Annotated in this window: 14 protein-coding genes and 1 tRNA gene; 6 read left to right on the top strand and 9 right to left on the bottom strand. The window is 54.5% G+C overall.

Annotation, left to right across the window (positions count from 1 at the left end):
- Positions 1-84: 84 nt before the first annotated feature.
- Together ABSG49_RS06405 and ABSG49_RS06400 are read left to right on the top strand one after the other, a co-directional pair.
- Positions 85-945, top strand: coding sequence for a methanogenesis marker 8 protein (locus ABSG49_RS06405; RefSeq protein ID WP_424025289.1), 861 nt, complete (start codon positions 85-87; stop codon positions 943-945).
- 151 nt (positions 946-1,096) lie between these two features.
- Positions 1,097-1,474 (top strand): MscL family protein, encoded by a 378-nt coding sequence (locus ABSG49_RS06400; RefSeq protein WP_424025288.1) that lies wholly within the window; start codon positions 1,097-1,099, stop codon positions 1,472-1,474.
- Positions 1,475-1,484: 10 nt separating this feature from the next.
- Here the strand turns inward: ABSG49_RS06400 and ABSG49_RS06395 are convergent, their stop codons facing one another.
- Positions 1,485-1,832 (bottom strand): hypothetical protein, encoded by a 348-nt coding sequence (locus ABSG49_RS06395; RefSeq protein WP_424025287.1) that lies wholly within the window; start codon positions 1,830-1,832, stop codon positions 1,485-1,487.
- Positions 1,833-1,844: 12 nt separating this feature from the next.
- On the opposite strand from ABSG49_RS06395, the gene ABSG49_RS06390 reads away from it, so the two are divergent.
- Positions 1,845-3,371: a PKD domain-containing protein gene (locus tag ABSG49_RS06390; RefSeq protein ID WP_424025286.1), complete on the top strand. Its 1,527-nt coding sequence runs from the start codon at positions 1,845-1,847 to the stop codon at positions 3,369-3,371.
- 139 nt (positions 3,372-3,510) lie between these two features.
- On the opposite strand, the gene ABSG49_RS06385 is transcribed toward ABSG49_RS06390, so the two are convergent.
- The 3 genes from ABSG49_RS06385 to ABSG49_RS06375 form a co-directional block, all read right to left on the bottom strand.
- Positions 3,511-3,595: transfer RNA gene (locus ABSG49_RS06385), tRNA-Leu, on the bottom strand.
- Positions 3,596-3,646: 51 nt separating this feature from the next.
- Complete coding sequence (locus ABSG49_RS06380; protein WP_424025285.1) at positions 3,647-5,509, bottom strand: AMP-binding protein; 1,863 nt, start codon at positions 5,507-5,509, stop codon at positions 3,647-3,649.
- 148 nt (positions 5,510-5,657) lie between these two features.
- Positions 5,658-7,325 carry an AMP-binding protein gene (locus ABSG49_RS06375; protein WP_424025284.1) on the bottom strand — a complete coding sequence of 556 codons (1,668 nt, stop codon included), beginning with the start codon at positions 7,323-7,325 and terminating at the stop codon, positions 5,658-5,660.
- Between the two features lie 238 nt (positions 7,326-7,563).
- On the opposite strand from ABSG49_RS06375, the gene ABSG49_RS06370 reads away from it, so the two are divergent.
- Positions 7,564-8,118 (top strand): TATA-box-binding protein, encoded by a 555-nt coding sequence (locus ABSG49_RS06370; RefSeq protein WP_424025283.1) that lies wholly within the window; start codon positions 7,564-7,566, stop codon positions 8,116-8,118.
- A 45-nt stretch (positions 8,119-8,163) separates the two neighbouring features.
- On the opposite strand, the gene ABSG49_RS06365 is transcribed toward ABSG49_RS06370, so the two are convergent.
- The 5 genes from ABSG49_RS06365 to ABSG49_RS06345 all read right to left on the bottom strand — a co-directional run bounded on the left by ABSG49_RS06365 (position 8,164) and on the right by ABSG49_RS06345 (position 14,174).
- Positions 8,164-10,860: a DEAD/DEAH box helicase gene (locus ABSG49_RS06365; protein ID WP_424025282.1), complete on the bottom strand. Its 2,697-nt coding sequence runs from the start codon at positions 10,858-10,860 to the stop codon at positions 8,164-8,166.
- Positions 10,847-11,602 carry a metallophosphoesterase gene (locus ABSG49_RS06360; protein WP_424025281.1) on the bottom strand — a complete coding sequence of 252 codons (756 nt, stop codon included), beginning with the start codon at positions 11,600-11,602 and terminating at the stop codon, positions 10,847-10,849. The genes ABSG49_RS06365 and ABSG49_RS06360 overlap by 14 nt, the downstream gene beginning before the upstream one ends.
- On the bottom strand, positions 11,599-12,372 hold the full coding sequence (locus tag ABSG49_RS06355; RefSeq protein ID WP_424025280.1) for a hypothetical protein: 774 nt from the start codon (positions 12,370-12,372) through the stop codon (positions 11,599-11,601). Before ABSG49_RS06355 ends, ABSG49_RS06360 begins: the two co-directional genes overlap by 4 nt.
- Positions 12,373-12,533: 161 nt before the next feature.
- Positions 12,534-13,076, bottom strand: coding sequence for a tetratricopeptide repeat protein (locus ABSG49_RS06350; protein WP_424025279.1), 543 nt, complete (start codon positions 13,074-13,076; stop codon positions 12,534-12,536).
- Between the two features lie 72 nt (positions 13,077-13,148).
- Complete coding sequence (locus ABSG49_RS06345) at positions 13,149-14,174, bottom strand: DUF3821 domain-containing protein (protein WP_424025278.1); 1,026 nt, start codon at positions 14,172-14,174, stop codon at positions 13,149-13,151.
- 154 nt (positions 14,175-14,328) lie between these two features.
- Here ABSG49_RS06345 and ABSG49_RS06340 point away from each other — a divergent pair, with 154 nt between their 5' ends.
- Together ABSG49_RS06340 and ABSG49_RS06335 are read left to right on the top strand one after the other, a co-directional pair.
- Positions 14,329-15,297 carry a replication factor C small subunit gene (locus ABSG49_RS06340; RefSeq protein WP_424025277.1) on the top strand — a complete coding sequence of 323 codons (969 nt, stop codon included), beginning with the start codon at positions 14,329-14,331 and terminating at the stop codon, positions 15,295-15,297.
- An 11-nt stretch (positions 15,298-15,308) separates the two neighbouring features.
- The gene (locus ABSG49_RS06335) at positions 15,309-17,420 is read left to right on the top strand and encodes a minichromosome maintenance protein MCM (protein WP_424025276.1); all 2,112 of its coding nucleotides are present in this window, start codon (positions 15,309-15,311) and stop codon (positions 17,418-17,420) included.
- Positions 17,421-17,423 lie beyond the last annotated feature (3 nt).

Below are 17,423 nucleotides of genomic sequence, written 5' to 3'. Positions count from 1 at the left end.
CCCTGTTTCGCACGTACCATCTTTTACCGATATGCCATATTCCTTAAATTCCGAAAACGATAGTGTGGTACGTGAGGATACTTCATGGCGCATGACAGGGACGAACATATCATTGAAGCGATTGGCAGGTGTAGGATCGTCATCCGTAACGGAAAGGTCGTGGAAGTCGGCGAGGCACGGATAATGGACTGTCCGCTTGCCAAACGGTTTGCATACCCGATCCCGGATATCAGTGCAGACTCCGTAAAGTCGAATATCGAGCACCGGATCAGGGCATTCGGCATGTGCACTCCCGACCGGGACGTCCTTGACAACCGGGAGTTCGTCGGATTCGGTGCTTCGGAACTGTTGAGCTTTGGCCTCCACGCCGGACTCATTGACGCCGCTGTGCTTGCCTGTGACGGGGCCGGGACCGTTGTCGTGACGCGGCCTGCGATGGCCCAGGGTGTTGGTGGCAGGATGTCCGGTCTTTTCTCAACCTGTCCCTATCCACAGGTCATCGACCGGATCGAGAACGGAGGAGGGCATGTCCTTGACCGGGAACATGCCATGATCGACCAGCTGGCCGGAGTCGCGCTTGCCGCCAAGAAAGGGTTCCGGAAGATCGCGGTCACGGTGGCACGGCCGGAGACTGCCGAGACCATCCGCAGGATCCATCCGGATACCCTCATATTCGGCGTCCATGTCACCGGGCTTACGAAGGAGGAGGCAGAAAGGCTTGTGTCAGCATCCGACCTCGTGACCTCGTGTGCGTCGAAAACCATCCGGGAAGCCGCCGGTCCAAAGGCGCTTGTGCAGGCAGGTATCACCATTCCCATTTTTGCCATGACAAAAAAAGGAAAGGAACTCATCATCGAAAAGATGCGGCAGACCAGCGAACAGGTCTTAATCAAGCCAACAAAACTGCCGTCGCTGGGAGACCAGCAGCCCAAACCGCTTGTGTAGCTGCAGGAGAGATCCCTCTCGCTTTTTCGTCAGTTTTTCAAAAGGCTGTTCACTATTTGCCACACTCACCCAAACTATAATCAGTATTAACATCACCGTTCATATCAGGAGACGGGTTTTCCCGTTCCGGGTTCTGTTAAGGTGATTTCTGATGGTTGAAAAGAAAATCGGTGACGCTGAAAAGGTTCTTGAAGGCGGAATTGGTGCTCTGGGAAAGGGAACTATGGGATTTAAACAGGAATTCATGGAGTTCCTCCAGAAGTACCAGGTCATCGGTCTTGCCGTCGCAGTCGTCATAGGTACTGCTGCAACAAAACTGGTCACTTCGACCGTGGCTGACGTTATCATGCCGATTATTGCAGTTATTACCCCGAACGGTAACTGGAGGGAATCAATATTACAGGTTGGTCCGATCAAATTCCTTTTTGGAGATTTCATTGGGGCAATCATTGATTTCGTGATTATTGCACTCGTGATCTTCATAACGGTAAAGTACGTCATGAAAGGCGATGTTTCGAAGAAAATCTGATTTTTTTCTGTTATAGGATACGGTATCCTTTTACAAGTCGAAGAAAACCTTGCGGTTTTCTTCTCCTGCTCCAGGACTGATGTCCTGTCGCATCTGCAATCTTCATTTCCCTGTACAGCGAATATTTATCCACATGGAAACGGCAATTATCGATATCCTCATATTCCTTGCGGCGGGCATTTTTGCCGCCGTTGTTGTCCATTTTGTCTTCGTCTTTCTCAAGAAGCAGGCCGAAAAGACCAAAATGATAATGGATGATCTCGCGGTGCACTCCAACCAATTTCTTTAAGGTGCTGAAGAGGAAATCAGAACAGATACAAAGGGAAACATCCCCCTGCCCCGCTCTCGCGGACATCATCCCGGGTGAACCATGAAGCACCTTGCACACATCCTCCTGCTCTTTGCACTTATCGGTTTTACCATCCTGCCGGTTTCCGTAGCAGCGGACCCGGGAAATGAATCCGGGCAAGGTTACATCACTGTAACCAACCCACCGGTTGCTGATTTTTTTACCAGCACCCGCTACGGCCCTGCCCCGTTTACGGTCAGTTTCTCCGATTCGTCGCGGGGATATACCCCGATGACGTACCGGTGGGAATTCGGTGACGGGACCGGATCCGACTGGCAGAACCCTACGCACACGTACCGTTCTGACGGGGAGTACACGATCCGGCTCACGGTCACCAACCCCTACGGCTCGGACACACAGACCGCGACCGCATTCATCGGCGTAGGCAATCCCCCGGAGGCGGATTTTTCAGCAACCCTCCGCAAGGGATTGCTCCCGCTGACGGTGACGTTCGCGGACACCTCGAAGAACAAGCCGATCTCATGGCACTGGGACTTCGGTGACGGCACATCTTCAACGGAACAGAACCCGTCGCATACCTACACGCAGCCCGGCACCTATTCAGTCAGGCTGAAAGTGACCAGCCATTTCGGCAGCGATGCCCTCATGCAGACCAGTTTCATTAATGCGAGCAGCCCAACCCCGTTCCCTGCAACGGTACCGTCGATCCCGGTTAAAGAGCGGCCCGAAGGCATCATCGGCCTGATACAGGAAGCAAAAGGAACAACTGAAAAGAACCTGCCGACAACCGCGTTCATCCCGCCGCAGTTCATGGCGCTTGCCGCGATACTGACGAGTCTCGGCGTCGTCGTTCTCCAGATCCTGATCGCCAATATCGGTGCGCTCTCGCAGCTCGGGTTCAAGGCCGCAAAGTTCCTCGCCGATCTCGTTGGCGGGCATGCGGTCGAGAAGATCAGCGAGAAAGAGATTGAGGCGCGGGGCATCGCGGCCCGGAAGATGGAGCAGCATTTCTTCGGCCTGTCCGCAAGCGAGGTGCTCATTGTTGAAGCCGCCGTGATCATGGTGGCACTCGCGTTCCTGCTTGCGGACCGGGCCGAACTTACCCTGCAAATGGTGCTCATCTATATGCTCGTCGGGGCGGTCTCGGTCGTACTCCACGATTTCGCGCACCGGTATTTTGCCACGAAACACGGCTATGACACCGATATCCAGTTCTGGAGCCTTGGGACAGTCATCATGTTCCTGACCGCGTGGCTCTATGGCAATGCGTTTGCACAGCCCTATCGGAACCTCGTGAACCGCGAGGATGGATCGGACGATGTCCGTGAGATGGGCACCGAGATGATCGCCGGCCCGATCGTGAGTATCATCCTCATGGTACTCTTCCTTGCCATGGTGCAGTTCGGAGGGCTCTGGGCAGTTGCCGGCGGTGTCGGGTTTACCATCAATATCATCACTGCAGTCTACAGCCTGATGCCCATCTCGACCATGGACGGCGGGGCGATCTGGAAATGGAACCGCACGATATACCTCGCACTGTTTATCCCGATGATCGCGTTCTATATCTTCACATTCATGCTGGTATAAGCTGCCCGTCTTCATTTTTCCTTCAATGCCCGGGTCTCTGGAATAATTTCTAATGGACCACATCTCATAAAAACGGTTTCATCCAGATAATGAACCCCGGAAGAGAACGCTGGAAAGGAAAAATTACCAGAAAACAGAATGCGAGGAGCCGGATTCGAACCGGCGAACCCCTGCGGGAATAGGCCCTGAACCTATCGCCTTTGACCTGGCTCGGCGATCCTCGCGCTTTTATAGATTACCCGCCCGATTAAATAAATGTAAGGTAAAAGAGAGACTCACGCCTTCTTTCCGTTACTCATCTCATTTTTGAAATTTTTCAGCTCATGGTCGCGTAACTCATTGCGCCGGATCTTGCCGGAGATGGTCTTAGGGAGGGTTTCCACGAACTCGATAGCACGCGGGTACTTATAGGGAGCCGTAACCTTCTTGACATGGTTCTGGATCTCGCGGACGAGCCCTTCAGAGGGTTTGACATCCGGCTTGAGGATGATGAATGCCTTGACAATAAGCCCACGGATATCATCCGGTGAACCGACCACCGCGGCTTCCTGCACTGCCGGGTGCTCCAACAGGGCGCTTTCGACTTCAAACGGCCCGATCCGGTATCCTGATGACTTGATCACGTCATCGTCCCTCCCGATGAACCAGAAGTAGCCATCCTCATCCTGGTATGCCTTGTCACCAGTGTAATACCAGTCACCGACAAAGGATTTTTTATTCTCCTCCGCGTTGTTGAGGTACTCACGAAGCATGCCGACCGGGCGAGGATTTGTTTTGATTGCAATCCTGCCTTCTTCATGCAAAGCTACGTTCTTGCCATGATCGTCATGTAACTCGATCTGCCAGCCGGGCGATGGTTTCCCCATGGAACCGAACTTGGGTTGCATGCCAGGGAATGTCCCTATACAGAGCACGGTCTCAGTCTGCCCGTACCCTTCATAAATGGTCAGACCGGTCGCATCCTTCCAGGCTTTGATCACTTCAGGGTTGAGTGGTTCGCCGGCACTCACACAGTGCCGCAGTTCGGAGAAATCGAACTTGTCGAGATCCGCGAGGATAAGCATCCGGTAGATGGTCGGAGGTACGCAGAACGTGTTGATGCCGTATTTCTCGATGAGCGGCAGGATCTCTGTGGCATTGAACCTGCTCCGGATATCGTATACGAAGATTGCGGCCCCTTCTATCCACTGGCCGTAGAACTTACCCCACGCGCTCTTGGCCCACCCGGTATCGGATTGCGTGTAGTGGAGGTCGGTTGTCCGGATGTCATGCCAGAACCGCGCCGTAACGATATGTCCCAGGGGGTAACTGTGCTCATGGAGCACCATCTTGGGTTCACCCGTAGTACCGGAGGTGAAGAAGATCACGAGGGGGTCGGTGCTCCGGGTCTTCTTCATCCCCGGAAGGTTGACGAGTTTTGCCGAGACCGGGGCTGGGTAGTCCAACTCCACCGGGTAACTGATCCAGCCTTCGCGCTTGCCGTCAACCAGCATCCTGCAGCTCAGGGATGGGCACTCCTTTGCGATTGCATCGATCTTGCCGGCATGCTCCTTATTGGTGATCACCATCTTGATTTCGGCAAGGTTGATCCGGTATTTCAGGTCTTTTTCCGTGAGCATAGTAGGAGCAGGGCAATAGACTGCACCACGCTTGATCAGGCCGATTGTGAACGTCCACCATTCAGGAACGCGGGGGAGCATGATCAGGACGCGATCTCCCTTGTTAACCCCATACTTGATCAGCATGTTCACGATCTGGTTGGAGAGTCGCATCAGGTCCCAGAACGTGAATTTTTTCTCCACGCCTTCCTGGTTCAACCAGATCATCGCCAGTTTGTTCCGGTCCTTATGCGCCCAGGCATCGATAACGTCAAATCCGAAATTGAAATACTCGGGAACATCGATATGGAAATTACGATATACGGTATCGTAGTCCTCCATATTGTGATGATCCGGCCCGAACACAGGCCCTGCTGACGGAAGGGTTGTCGTGCTGACCGGGCCTGCAGTAGGAGATGATGAGAGCCGGGTCGCACACGCCTCACTGATCCATTCGGATCGGGACATGTTTTTCTTTTCGGCAGACTTATCGATCGTTTCTGCCAGAGTTTTATCCATTGTAACGGAGTATCGCACCATAGAGATCCATTTAGTGGTGCACTTATTACATTTTTCGATTGCTTGTGCACCACATCACAGTTGCTGTATGCATGTAATACCAACCGTTTCCGGTGAGAGTCGCCGTGTGGTGCACAAGGTTTGATAAGCCTGAAAAAATGAGGTGCAGTTATTTAGGGCCGAGATATTTTTTCAGTTCGGCAGCCCGTAGATCGCTGCGTTTGATCTTGCCGGAGATGGTCTTGGGAAGCTCTTTGACAAATTCAATTTCACGGGGATATTTATACGGTGCGGTGATACGTTTGACATACGTCTTGATCTCCCGGACAAGCGATTCCGACGGGTCGTACCCGTTATTCAGAACAACAAACGCCTTGACGATCACGCCACGGATACGATCGGGTGATCCGACCACTGCCGCTTCCTGCACCGCGGGGTGCTCCAGCAGGGCACTCTCGACTTCAAACGGGCCGATCCGGTAACCGGAACTCTTGATCACGTCATCGTCACGCCCGACAAACCAGAAATACCCGTCATCATCGTAGTAGACCTTGTCACCGGTATAATACCAGCCGTTCACAAACGATTTTTTGTTCTCTTCAGGATTATCGAGGTATTCAACGAACAGGCCGGGAGGACGGGGTTTGCAGCTGATAGCGAGCCGGCCCTCCTCATGGACGCCCACCGGTTTCCCGTTGTCATCATGCACCTGGATCTTCCATCCCGGGGAGGGTTTTCCCATCGAGCCGGGCCGTGGTTCGATCATCGGGAATGCGGCAACACAGCAGGCGGTTTCAGATTGTCCATATCCTTCACAGATGGTGAGACCGGTCCCTTCCTTCCAGACCCGGATCACCTCGGGATTGAGAGGTTCCCCGGCACTGGTGCAGTGGCGCAGGGAGGACAGGTCGAATTTCTCCAGATCGGCCAGGATCAGCATCCGGTAGATTGTAGGCGGGCAGCAGAAGGTGGTGATCTGGTATTTTTCCAGCAGGGGGAGGACTTCGGTTGCCTGGAATTTCCCGGTGAAATTGTAGACAAAGATACAGGCCCCTTCGATCCACTGGCCGAAGATCTTGCCCCATGCACATTTCGCCCAGCCGGTATCGGAAACCGTGAAATGCAGGTCATTGTGCCGGATATCCTGCCAAAGACGAGCGGTCACGATATGCCCCAGCGGGTACCCGTGGTTGTGCAGCACCATCTTGGGCTCACCGGTGGTACCGGAGGTAAAATAGATCAGCATCGGGTCGGTGCTTTTTGTTTTCAGGTCATCCGGGATGCTTACTGAGCGGTGGGAGACCGGTGCCGGGTAGAGCAGCTCGTAGGGAAAACTCGCCCATCCCGCCAGTTCGCCATCAGCAAGGAAGCGCGAGGTTAAGGTCGGGCACTCGTTGCAGATCTCCTCCACTTTTGAGGAATTATCCAGGTCCGTGATGATCATCCGGAACTTTCCCTTGTTGACCCGGTACTTGATGTCACGGGGAGTGAGCATGGTCGGGCAGGGTGCGAATACCGCCCCGAGCTTGATTAATGCGATGGCAAAGATCCACCACTCCGGGATCCGCGGGAGCATGACAAGGACCCGGTCTCCCTTGTTGATGCCGTATTTCAGGAGGATATTTGCCGCCTTGTTGGAGAGGTTGGCAAGGTCAAGAAAACTGTATTTCTTCTCTTTACCCTGCTGGTTTACCCAGATCAGTGCGAGTTTGTTGCGATCCTTCTTTGCCCACGCGTCAATCACATCAAACCCGAAGTTGTAATATTCCGGGACCTCGATAGCGAAACGTTCGCACATCTTCTCGTAACTGTCCGTCCCATACACGGTCTTTTTCATAGAATCGGAAACAATGTTTTATCCGGACCTTTTTCAATCTGCGCTTTTTGTCCGGCCCGTCCCATTTTATCCAGACGTGAGCTGCAGGAAGTTGCAAGAGGGCGTCAGATCCGTCCGCAGGAATATAGGGGACTGCACGGTTTCATGAAGGGTATTCCGTCGGAATAGGGGGCGGGAGCGTGGGAACATAAAGGTTCTCCATTAGTATTATGATTCAGGGCACAGCATAGTATAGTGGATGGCTGATAAAAAGTACGCTTCATTAAAAATTGAGAACATCGTAGCTTCCGGCGTCATCGCCAATTCCATTAACCTTGCTGATGTATCCAGCAAGATAAAGAGCTGCGAACTCAACACAAAACGGTTTCCGGGAGCGGTCTACCGCATCGAGAACCCGAAGATCGCATCCCTGATCTTTTCATCGGGTAAGGTTGTGCTGACCGGTATCCGTGATAAGAAGGCGCTCGCTGACGGCCTTGCGATCATCATCAAGTCCCTCAAGGGAGCCGGTGTGGACACCCTCAAGGAGCCCAAAGTGGCAGTCACCAATATTGTCTGTTCGTACGATATCGGCAAATACATCAACCTCAACAAGGTGGTTATCACCCTGAATCTTGAGAACATCGAATACGAGCCGGAACAATTCCCGGGCCTTGTCTACCGCATCAAGGACCCCAAGATCGTCGCACTTCTCTTCTCTTCCGGAAAGATCATCCTCACGGGTGGCAAGACCGTTGAGGATATCAAGAAAGGCCTCGACTTTCTCGAGCAGAAGCTCGAGAGTATAATGTAATCCCCATCCGGATTTTTCTTTTTTGTCAGCATTCCCCCAAGATCTCTAAGCCCAGTAGCGGTGGGTCTGGACAAAGGTCCGTTCGGCCTTGAGGATCTCGCGATAGAACGCATCCCCTTCGGTCAGCGTGGCAAGGATGCGCGAGGCGTTCTCGGGCCCGACACCACGGGCCGAGAGAGCAATAACTGCCTTCTTCCCGCTCGACAGCACAATATTGGCGTTGCGCAGGAGACGCTGCTCGATCGCCCGCTCCCCTGCAGTCTTCCGCTGTTTTTTCATGAGTGCATACTGCTCCTCTTCATAAGGTTTAAGAGCCGCGATAAGACGCGCACCGCACTTCGGGCACTGCGGGTGCTCATCCACCCGCGAGACGACCGTCCGGCTCTTCCAGTTCCGGCAGTTCATGCAGGCCAATAGCACATCATCCTGGTTGAGCCTGCGTTTCAGGGTGGCAAGCACTGCTCCGTCCGCTGTCGGGGGCGGGATCTGGTCACGGGAGGAGAGGAGACCTCCTGCCCCGATCAGTGAGTGCGGGCCAAGTGCCACATGGATGGTCCCTTTGCGGATGAGGCTGACAATCGCCGCGGCAGTATCGATATCCATATATTCCGAGAGTAGTTCCCGGTATGCCTCATGCTGGACAACGGTGTTGTCAAAGAACTCAAGCAGGCGCTGGATACTGATCCTTTCGTAATCGGCATCCGGATCGATTGCCCCGAACTTCTTTGCGATCTGGACCAGTTTCCACTTAAAAAGCGCCGTCCGTTTAAGGGCAAGACGGAGAACGCCGGGCATGCAGGCGGGGTCAAGCGAGAGGAGGATGTCCCTCACGTCCGCAGCACGGATGGATGATGGGAGGCGCAGGAACATGCGGTAGGCATCCAGTTCGAGCCCGACCGTTGTCCCGTAGCGGGCGGAGATGAGGATCGAGAGGACACGCCCAAGCGCTTCGTTCGCCTTGTGGCCGGCACAGACATTGCAGACAACACCGTCTTTAATATTTTCGAGCGTGATGAGCTCATCGGTGGGAACGAGAGCACGGTTCTTGTCCATTTCACGGAGAAATGTTTCGGCGTACGTGATGCTGACCTTTTCATGAGTATAATCAGCGATGGTCCGTGTCCTGCGCATCCCGCCGACTTCCCGTGCAACGGAAAACGGCACCGGGATCTGCTCCCCTTCCCAGGAGGGAAGTTCACCGACTGCCTTTTTCGCAGGCTCAACTGTGAGCCGGCCATCAGCAATCTCCAGGACACGCCAGAGCTGACCCTTGGTGATGAAGACAACACCGGTGTGCACCCAGCCCACGACAAAGGATTCATCGAGCGTGCCGACGTTGCGCCGGGAGACCATGTCAAAGATCGGCACCTTTCGCTCATCATGGATCATCGAGAGGTTCCCGGCCAGGTAACGACGTGCGCGTGCGGTTGTGATGATCCGGCTCCCGTCGATACGTATCAGGCGGTGTTCCTCCAGCTGGTGGCAGACATCGTCAAGGAGCGCACCACAGGCAGGAAACAACGATGTCCGCTCGCAGATCTCCTGTATCTTTGTCCGTTCGATCTCCCCATATTCAACCGCAATTGCCGCCACCTGGTTCGCAAGGACATCCGCTGCATGCCGGTGAGGAACAACACGCTCGATCTCGTTGGCACGGGCCTTTCTTGCGATGACGAGCGATTCAAGGAGGTCATCGAACCCGGTGGCGAGGATAGTGCCCCGGGAGATCGTATTCAGCTGGTGACCAGCCCGGCCCACCCGCTGGACAAGGCGTGCAACCTCCCGGGGGGAGCCAAACTGGATGACGTGATCGACCCGGCCGATATCAATGCCCAGTTCCATCGATGAAGTACAGATAAGGGTCCGGATCTCTCCGCGCTTGAAGCGCTCTTCCGCATCGATCCTGACTTCCTTCGACAGCGACCCGTGGTGCACCTCAACATCCCCGTGTGAGAAGAGAGCGTGCCCCAGTGCTTCAGCCGTCACGCGGGTGTTGACAAAGACGAGGGTTGATCCTTTTCGTTTCAGGAGTCTTGCGAGGACTTCGGTCTGGTGCCGGAAGTCGTCCCCGACATACTGGACTGATAACTCCAGCTGTTTTGCCACCGGGACCTGCACGATGGCAAACGGCCGGGACCCGCAGAGGTACGCCGCGATATCTTCCGGGTTTCCCACGGTTGCAGAGAGGCCGATCCTCTGGAAATCGCCTGCGTAAACATGGAGCCGCTCCAGCCCGACCGCGAGCTGAGCGCCGCGCTTGCTGCCGGCAAGTTCATGGATCTCATCGACAATAACGTACCGTACATGGGCAAGATGCTTGCGGAGCCGTTTTCCCATGAACAATGCCTGGAAGGTTTCGGGCGTCGTGATCAGGAGGTCCGGAGGGGACAAGGCCTGTTTCCGCCGTTCAGCCATTGAAGTGTCTCCATGCCGTACGCCCACCGTAAGACCGAGTTCAGCGCACCACCACTGCATACGGGAGAGAATGTCACGGTTCAGCGATCGGAGGGGCGTGATGTAGATCGCCTTGAAACCGCCCCCGGCCGGGAGTGAGAGCAGGCCATTGAAGACCGGAAACATCGCACTCTCGGTCTTGCCGGTACCTGTCGGCGCGATGAGGATGATATGGTTCCCTCCAAGGAGGAGGGGAATCGCCTGTTGCTGGGCATCGGACAGCGCTGTAAACCCGCGCTTCCTGATACATGCCCTGACCCGGGGATCGAGGAGTTCAATCGTCTTCATCGTGATCGAGTGAGCTCAGGGGGCCGATATACGTCCCGTCGGCAAGGATGATCTCTGCTTCTTCCGCATTCATGTACCGCGAGAGGGGTGAAAAGGGGTTTTTGACAATCTGAGTGATGTCATACCCGGCCAGTTCGTTGAATGCCGGCATGAACAATAACCGGGTAGAGCCTTCCGGCGCCGGGGATTCCTGCGTCACCCGTGCTCCGCTGTCCAGACCGGCCCGGATGTATGCCGGTTCCTGCAGTGCGCATCCGACTTCGTCCCTGAGGGAGAGGAGGGGGTGGTGGTGCCCGATGACGATGAGATGCCCGTAGAGGTCCGGTGAGGGATACATATGCCCGTGCAGGTAGCCTACCCCATCGATAACTGCTCCGTCCCGGGGCCGGAGTTCGGAAGCACGGACAAAACGCTCAATACCGACGTCATGATTCCCGGGAAAAACAATAAGGGGCACCCGGGATCGCAGGGTTTCAATGATGCCGGGCATTTCATAATACTCCTGGCGGGTGAGCGACGGGATACTGTGCTTGATATCCCCCAGAAGAACGAGCGCGTCCGGGTCGGCACCCTCAATAACTCTCATCAGCCGTTCAAGTCGTTCCGCGCTACGGCTCCTGAAATGCAGCCCGTGGGCAGCAAGGTCCGCCTCGATCCCGAAATGCAGGTCGGCAACGATGAGCAGGCGCTGTTTCCCTTCAATCACGAACGCCGGGCCATCACGAATGAATTCCAGGTTCATAATGGCTTGACATATCCTTTCTGGGGCTGGTAGCACTCGTCATCGCGGATGAGCGATTCAAGTGCCGCAAGTACGTCTTCCTTCCGCAGGCCCCTGATCGACAACAGTTCGATAATCTCCTCGATTGCAACTCCCCGTGGTCCGCTCGCATTCTGCAAATGTTCCAGCACAACAGAGCGCACATCCGGTTTTTCCGCAGGTAACGGGGACTCCTGAGAGCGGACGCTCTGCACCGCACCTTCCACCATGCGGGCAAGTTCAAGGACCCGCGGTTTGGTCATTGAGTAATGACGGGTGGCGCGGAGGATCTGGTTGTCTGAACAGGCACCCTCAAGAGCAAGGCGTACCTGCTCAAGGCGGCGCAGGGTGTATTCAGCGGCAATGAGGACTATTTGATCGCGAACTGCCCGATCCAGTACCTGCACATGCTCCGGGCGAACAGAGAGCACCACGCTCCCGTTTTTCCGGTACATCTGGGCATATCCGTTAATTCCTACAAATGAAGGAACAGGAATTTTCCGGAATGTTTGTACAAGTGTGGCATTCCTGCCACCTGCCACAACATCGAATGCACCGGTGGGATCGGCGATCCGGCAGCGGAGCATGTCCCCGTTCTCCACGGTCTCGGTCAATGCGCCGGCAAGATACATCTGCCGGCACCAGGCTCCACCGGGAGTGACCACATATCCCGGAGTACCGGGTTCTTCTGCAGCAACTAAGAGCGTAGACTGGCCAAATTCCCCGGCAAACACCCTGGCTGCACCTTCCATGATCCTTTATACAATTGTTAAGTGGAGATATTCAAGATATAGTCAGGAACAAAAAGGGATCTCATCCGCAGGTTGTCCGGAATTGAGTGTGCACCGCCGGATACAGGAACCGGCTGGCAGGTTCTTCATTAAAGATGAGAACCGTGAAAATGATTTGAAATTTATTTTTTCCTGAAACCGGCAAAGAGACCGATGACAGTTCCCAGTGCTGCAAGCACCGGCAGGATGGAAAGCGGGGACTTCGTTGTGGGTGAAACAGGGATATCTCCACTCAGATCCGGTGGGACGAGGGTATTGTCAAGTGAGTGGGCGTTGTCATAGGCAGTTTTAGCTTCGCTGATTCTCCCAAGGGCCCTGAGTGCATTGCCTTTATTGTACCACGCAATGGAATGAACGGTCGTCAGGTTCCCTTCCACGGCGATCGCGGCATCGGCGGCGGTGATCGCCTCGTTATTGCGGTTCAGCATCACGAGGATTCCCGCGCGGTTGGACTGGATGAGACCGGTCAACGACGTGACGTTCATTGCAAGGGCTTCGTCCGTGGCATTGAGGGCTTCCTGGTATTTTCCCTCATTTGCCAGATCAACGCTTTTCGTGTATAACGCACCGGCTGAATTGATCGGCTCGGTGGAGTCCGCAGCAAGGGCCGGCAGGACGAGTATGAGCATAATGAACAATAATGCAAGAATTCTGCGGAATTTCATACAGATCTCCAGACTTGATATGCGGCTCTTTCCCTATAAAACGGTGTGAAAAAAGAGTACGATTAAAGGAGATTACGATCTCGATCGTGCAACACAGATCAGGGCAATCAACAGACCAATGACGGCGATCCATTCCGGCAGTGGCGCGTATGTCGTCTTAGTGGCAACGGGTGCAGTTGTCGGCATGGTTGATACTGATTCGGTCACTGAAGGTTGGGCGGTTATCGGTAAGGTTGTGACGTTTCCCTGCTGGAGCGTTGGTGCCGGAGTCAATACTGGCGGCGGCAGGAACATGACGCTTGCCGATGAGGTAGTCTTTCCGTTAGAACCGCTGACACCAGCCGATGTATACGAATCCTGCATGTGATCGAGGTTCTGGGTTAGAGTGAATGTATAGATTCCTGGCGGATAGAGAAAACTGCCGCTGGCATCACGGGAAAGGTGGTTCCAGTCATTCATGTTTTTCCCGAGATAGGTCGGAGTAGTGATGAACGGAGTGCTGTCAAAGATGAGGATCTGCGTACTTGCCGCACCGACACTGCTGGTATAAATATTAGAGATCTGTTTGCCGTAGGGATCCGTCAGCTGGATGGTAAAAAAGCCATCGGCAGGAGTCAGGTCCGTCCGATTATAATAGCCCAATGCCTGGTACAGATTCGTATCAACCCGATACGTCACATTTGTCGAAACAGGCACAGAAAGTCCGCTGACATCCTTGTTATTATCGACATCCCACACTTTGATAGATAGTTGAGGTTCAAGTACCGTTAAAACAACAAAGGTTGGTTTCTTGTCCTCACAGTACCAGTTGCCGGTGTAACCGTCAAAGATCTGGGGGCTGACATTGAAGTGAGTGATCAGGTCATTCGCTTCGTTCAACCGTTTGACCGTTAGGTTTGTTGCTGCAGGTCCGGACATATTGCCCTCATCGGGCCACCAGGCAATCACATGACAGTCACCTATTGCCGATGCGATATTGAGGTTGTTCTCACCGACAAAGACCGGAGCACCGGCGGCAATCTTGTTGGTTATAGCCGCCGCGGGCATGCAGACCAGAAGAATTACGACAAAAGCGGATAAAATATATTTTCCTTGCATGAAAAGTAATTTCAGAACCATTATGATAAACGTTATGACATTCATTAGTCAAAGCAGATAATTCTGGCTGTACGTACAAGAGTTCTCATGGTTATGGAGACCAATACTATCCACACAAGAATAAGAATCCTCTCTGGCATCGGGATGATAAAACATGGATGAGACCCACACGATCTGGATCGAGAAATACCGGCCGCAAAAACTTGCTGATATCGTTGGACAGGACGAGATAGTCGAAAGGTTGTCATCCTATGTCAGAAGCGGCAATCTCCCCCACCTCCTTTTTACCGGCAGTGCCGGGGTAGGCAAGACCACTGCCGCAGTAACCCTTGCCCGTGAATTCTTTAAGGATTCCTGGCAGATGAATTTCCGCGAGCTGAACGCCTCGGACGAGCGGGGGATTGACGTGGTGCGCAACCAGATCAAGCAGTTTGCCCGGACGACGCCTCTCGGGGATGCAACGTTCAAGATCCTCTTCCTCGATGAAGCAGATGCCCTCACTACAGACGCACAGGCTGCACTCCGGCGCACGATGGAAAGCTATGCACAGACCTGCCGGTTCATCCTTTCCTGCAATTATTCCTCAAAAATTATTGATCCCATCCAGAGCCGGTGTGCCATATACCGGTTCAAGCCTCTTGGGCCGGATGCAATCAGGGAAGAGATCCGCCGCATCGCAAACCGGGAAGGGCTCACGATCACCAATGAAGCCATGGAGGCGATTGTCTACATCGCGCAGGGTGATATGCGCAAGGCAATCAACGCAGTGCAGGGTGCTGCCATTATCAGTCCCACCATTGACGAGAAGAGAGTCTATTCGATCACCTCTACTGCACGACCTGACGAGATCAATGAACTGCTCTCCCTGTCACTCAAAGGAGATTTTGACGGGGCTGAATTTCTCCTCACGCACCTCCTCCATGAGCGGGGGATCGCTCCCAACGAGCTGATCAACCAGTGTTACCGTGCTCTCGTAAAACGGGATATGGAGCGAGGGCTTAAGGTGAAACTGATCGATCATCTGGGAGAAGCGGATTTCCGGCTTTCAGAAGGGGCGAACAGCGATATCCAGATGGAAGCACTGATCGCACGGTTTGTGCTCTCCTCGCAGAATGACCGGTAACGGGGGGGAACATGGACACGGGATCTGATCTTCATGAGAGTGACAAGACCGGGGACTGGAGCCGGTTGCTCAAAAGCAAATATAAAAAAGAACTGGGGGAACTGTCCCGTGAATACCCCCACAAGCGATCGCTCTACATCGACTACCGGGATGTCGAGCGGTTCGGTAAGGCAGGTATCGCGCTTGCCGACGAGCTCCTGGAAAACCCCGGAAAGGTGCTTGAGGATGTCTGGGACGCGGTAAAGAACAGCCAGCTGGTCCGGACCAAGGACGGGAAAGAACCCAGGGGCATCAACATCCGGTTTACCAATCTCCCACGGAAGACCGGGATCCGCAATATCAGGTCTGAGGATATGAACCAGTTCGTTTCCGTGGAGGGCATCCTCCGTAAGACAACGGAAGTCAGGCCCCGGATCGTGGACGCGGTGTTCCGCTGTCCTGCAGGCCACTTTACCGTAAAACAGCAGAAGTACGGGAAATTCATCGAACCGGACGGATGTGCTACGGATGGCTGCACCTTCAAGAAGCTTGATCTCATGCCCAAGAGATCAAAATTCGTGGATTCGCAGAAACTGAGGATACAGGAGTCCCCGGAGGGCCTGCGCGGGGGCGAGCAGCCACAGACGCTTGATATCGATGTTACTGACGACCTTTCCGGCAAGGTGGCACCCGGTGACCGCGTCATCATCAATGGCATTCTGCGCTCGATGCAGCGGATCGTCAAAGGCGAGAAGAGCACCGTTTTTGACATTTTCCTTGAATGCAATTCTATTGAGATAGCAGAGAAGGAATTCGAGGAGGTCGAGATCGATGAGAAGGCAGAGGACGAGATCCGGAGACTGAGCAAAGACCCGATGATCTACCGGATGATCACCCATTCGATCGCCCCCACCATTTACGGCAGCGAGGATGTGAAGCAGGCAATCGCGCTGCAGCTGTTCGGCGGGATTTCAAAAGAGATGCCGGACGGCACTCACCTCAGGGGCGATATCCACGTCCTGCTTATAGGGGACCCGGGTATCGCAAAAAGCCAGTTGCTGCGGTATGTCGTGAAACTCTCCCCCCGTGCGATCTATACGAGCGGCCAGTCTTCGACCGCTGCCGGGCTGACCGCTACCGCAGTCAAGGACGAGTTCGGGGAAGGCCGGTGGACACTCGAAGCCGGTGCGCTTGTTCTCGCCGACATGGGAGTTGCGGCGGTTGACGAGATGGACAAGATGGAGAAAGGGGACCGGTCCGCCCTGCACGAAGCAATGGAACAACAATCGATCAGCGTTGCAAAGGCGGGGATCACGGCGACCCTCAAGTCAAGGTGCGCCCTGCTCGGCGCGGCAAACCCGAAGTACGGCCGGTTTGACATGTTCGGGGACATCTCCGACCAGATCAACATGCCCCCCTCGCTGCTCTCGCGGTTTGACCTGATCTTCATCATGACCGACCAGCCGGAACAGAAACGGGACCTGGCCATCGCGGAGCACATCCTCAAGGCGCACAGCACGGGGGAACTGATCGCGCAGCACAAGAAGACCCCCAGTCCCGGCGTTACGGACGAATATATCCAGCAACAGCTCGCACCGGTCATGCCGGATATCGATCCCAGCCTCTTCCGGAAATACGTGGCGTATGCAAAACGTTCCTGTTTCCCGATGCTTTCTTCAGAAGCGAGGGAAGCAATTGTCGGGTATTACCTGAAACTCAGAGGTATTGCAGCGCCCAACAAACCGGTGCCGGTGACCGCCCGTCAGCTCGAAGCACTCGTCCGGCTCGCGGAGGCAAGTGCGCGTATCCGCCTCTCGGATACGATCGAGGTCAGCGATGCGGAGCGTGTTATCCATATTGTCGATGCCTGCCTGCGGCAGATTGCGTACGATGCAAAGACCGGCACCTTCGATATCGACAAGGTCGTCACCGGCATCTCCAAGGAGAAACGCGATATCGTGCGGGTCATCAAGGATGCGATCCGGGATATCGGCGGGGAAGGCCGCCGGGCCGGCATTGACCAGGTGATCGATGCAGTCAGCGCAAAAGGGTTCGCGCGGGACAAGGTAAAAGAAGGGGTCGACATGCTCCTCCGTCACGGGGAAGCCATGGAACCGAAATCGGGGATCATCCAGTTGATCTAGGTA

Source organism: Methanoregula sp., assembly GCF_049510175.1.
Classification (GTDB): Archaea; Halobacteriota; Methanomicrobia; order Methanomicrobiales; family Methanospirillaceae; genus Methanoregula.
This window is presented reverse-complemented; position numbering and strand designations above follow the sequence as displayed.

Coding starts and splice junctions, on each gene's coding strand:
- ABSG49_RS06405 (WP_424025289.1), top strand. CDS start 85: ATGGCGCATGACAGGGACGAACATATCATTGAAGCGATTGGCAGGTGT.
- ABSG49_RS06400 (WP_424025288.1), top strand. CDS start 1,097: ATGGTTGAAAAGAAAATCGGTGACGCTGAAAAGGTTCTTGAAGGCGGA.
- ABSG49_RS06395 (WP_424025287.1), bottom strand. CDS start 1,832: ATGATGTCCGCGAGAGCGGGGCAGGGGGATGTTTCCCTTTGTATCTGT.
- ABSG49_RS06390 (WP_424025286.1), top strand. CDS start 1,845: ATGAAGCACCTTGCACACATCCTCCTGCTCTTTGCACTTATCGGTTTT.
- ABSG49_RS06380 (WP_424025285.1), bottom strand. CDS start 5,509: ATGGTGCGATACTCCGTTACAATGGATAAAACTCTGGCAGAAACGATC.
- ABSG49_RS06375 (WP_424025284.1), bottom strand. CDS start 7,325: ATGAAAAAGACCGTGTATGGGACGGACAGTTACGAGAAGATGTGCGAA.
- ABSG49_RS06370 (WP_424025283.1), top strand. CDS start 7,564: ATGGCTGATAAAAAGTACGCTTCATTAAAAATTGAGAACATCGTAGCT.
- ABSG49_RS06365 (WP_424025282.1), bottom strand. CDS start 10,860: ATGAAGACGATTGAACTCCTCGATCCCCGGGTCAGGGCATGTATCAGG.
- ABSG49_RS06360 (WP_424025281.1), bottom strand. CDS start 11,602: ATGAACCTGGAATTCATTCGTGATGGCCCGGCGTTCGTGATTGAAGGG.
- ABSG49_RS06355 (WP_424025280.1), bottom strand. CDS start 12,372: ATGGAAGGTGCAGCCAGGGTGTTTGCCGGGGAATTTGGCCAGTCTACG.
- ABSG49_RS06350 (WP_424025279.1), bottom strand. CDS start 13,076: ATGAAATTCCGCAGAATTCTTGCATTATTGTTCATTATGCTCATACTC.
- ABSG49_RS06345 (WP_424025278.1), bottom strand. CDS start 14,174: ATGCAAGGAAAATATATTTTATCCGCTTTTGTCGTAATTCTTCTGGTC.
- ABSG49_RS06340 (WP_424025277.1), top strand. CDS start 14,329: ATGGATGAGACCCACACGATCTGGATCGAGAAATACCGGCCGCAAAAA.
- ABSG49_RS06335 (WP_424025276.1), top strand. CDS start 15,309: ATGGACACGGGATCTGATCTTCATGAGAGTGACAAGACCGGGGACTGG.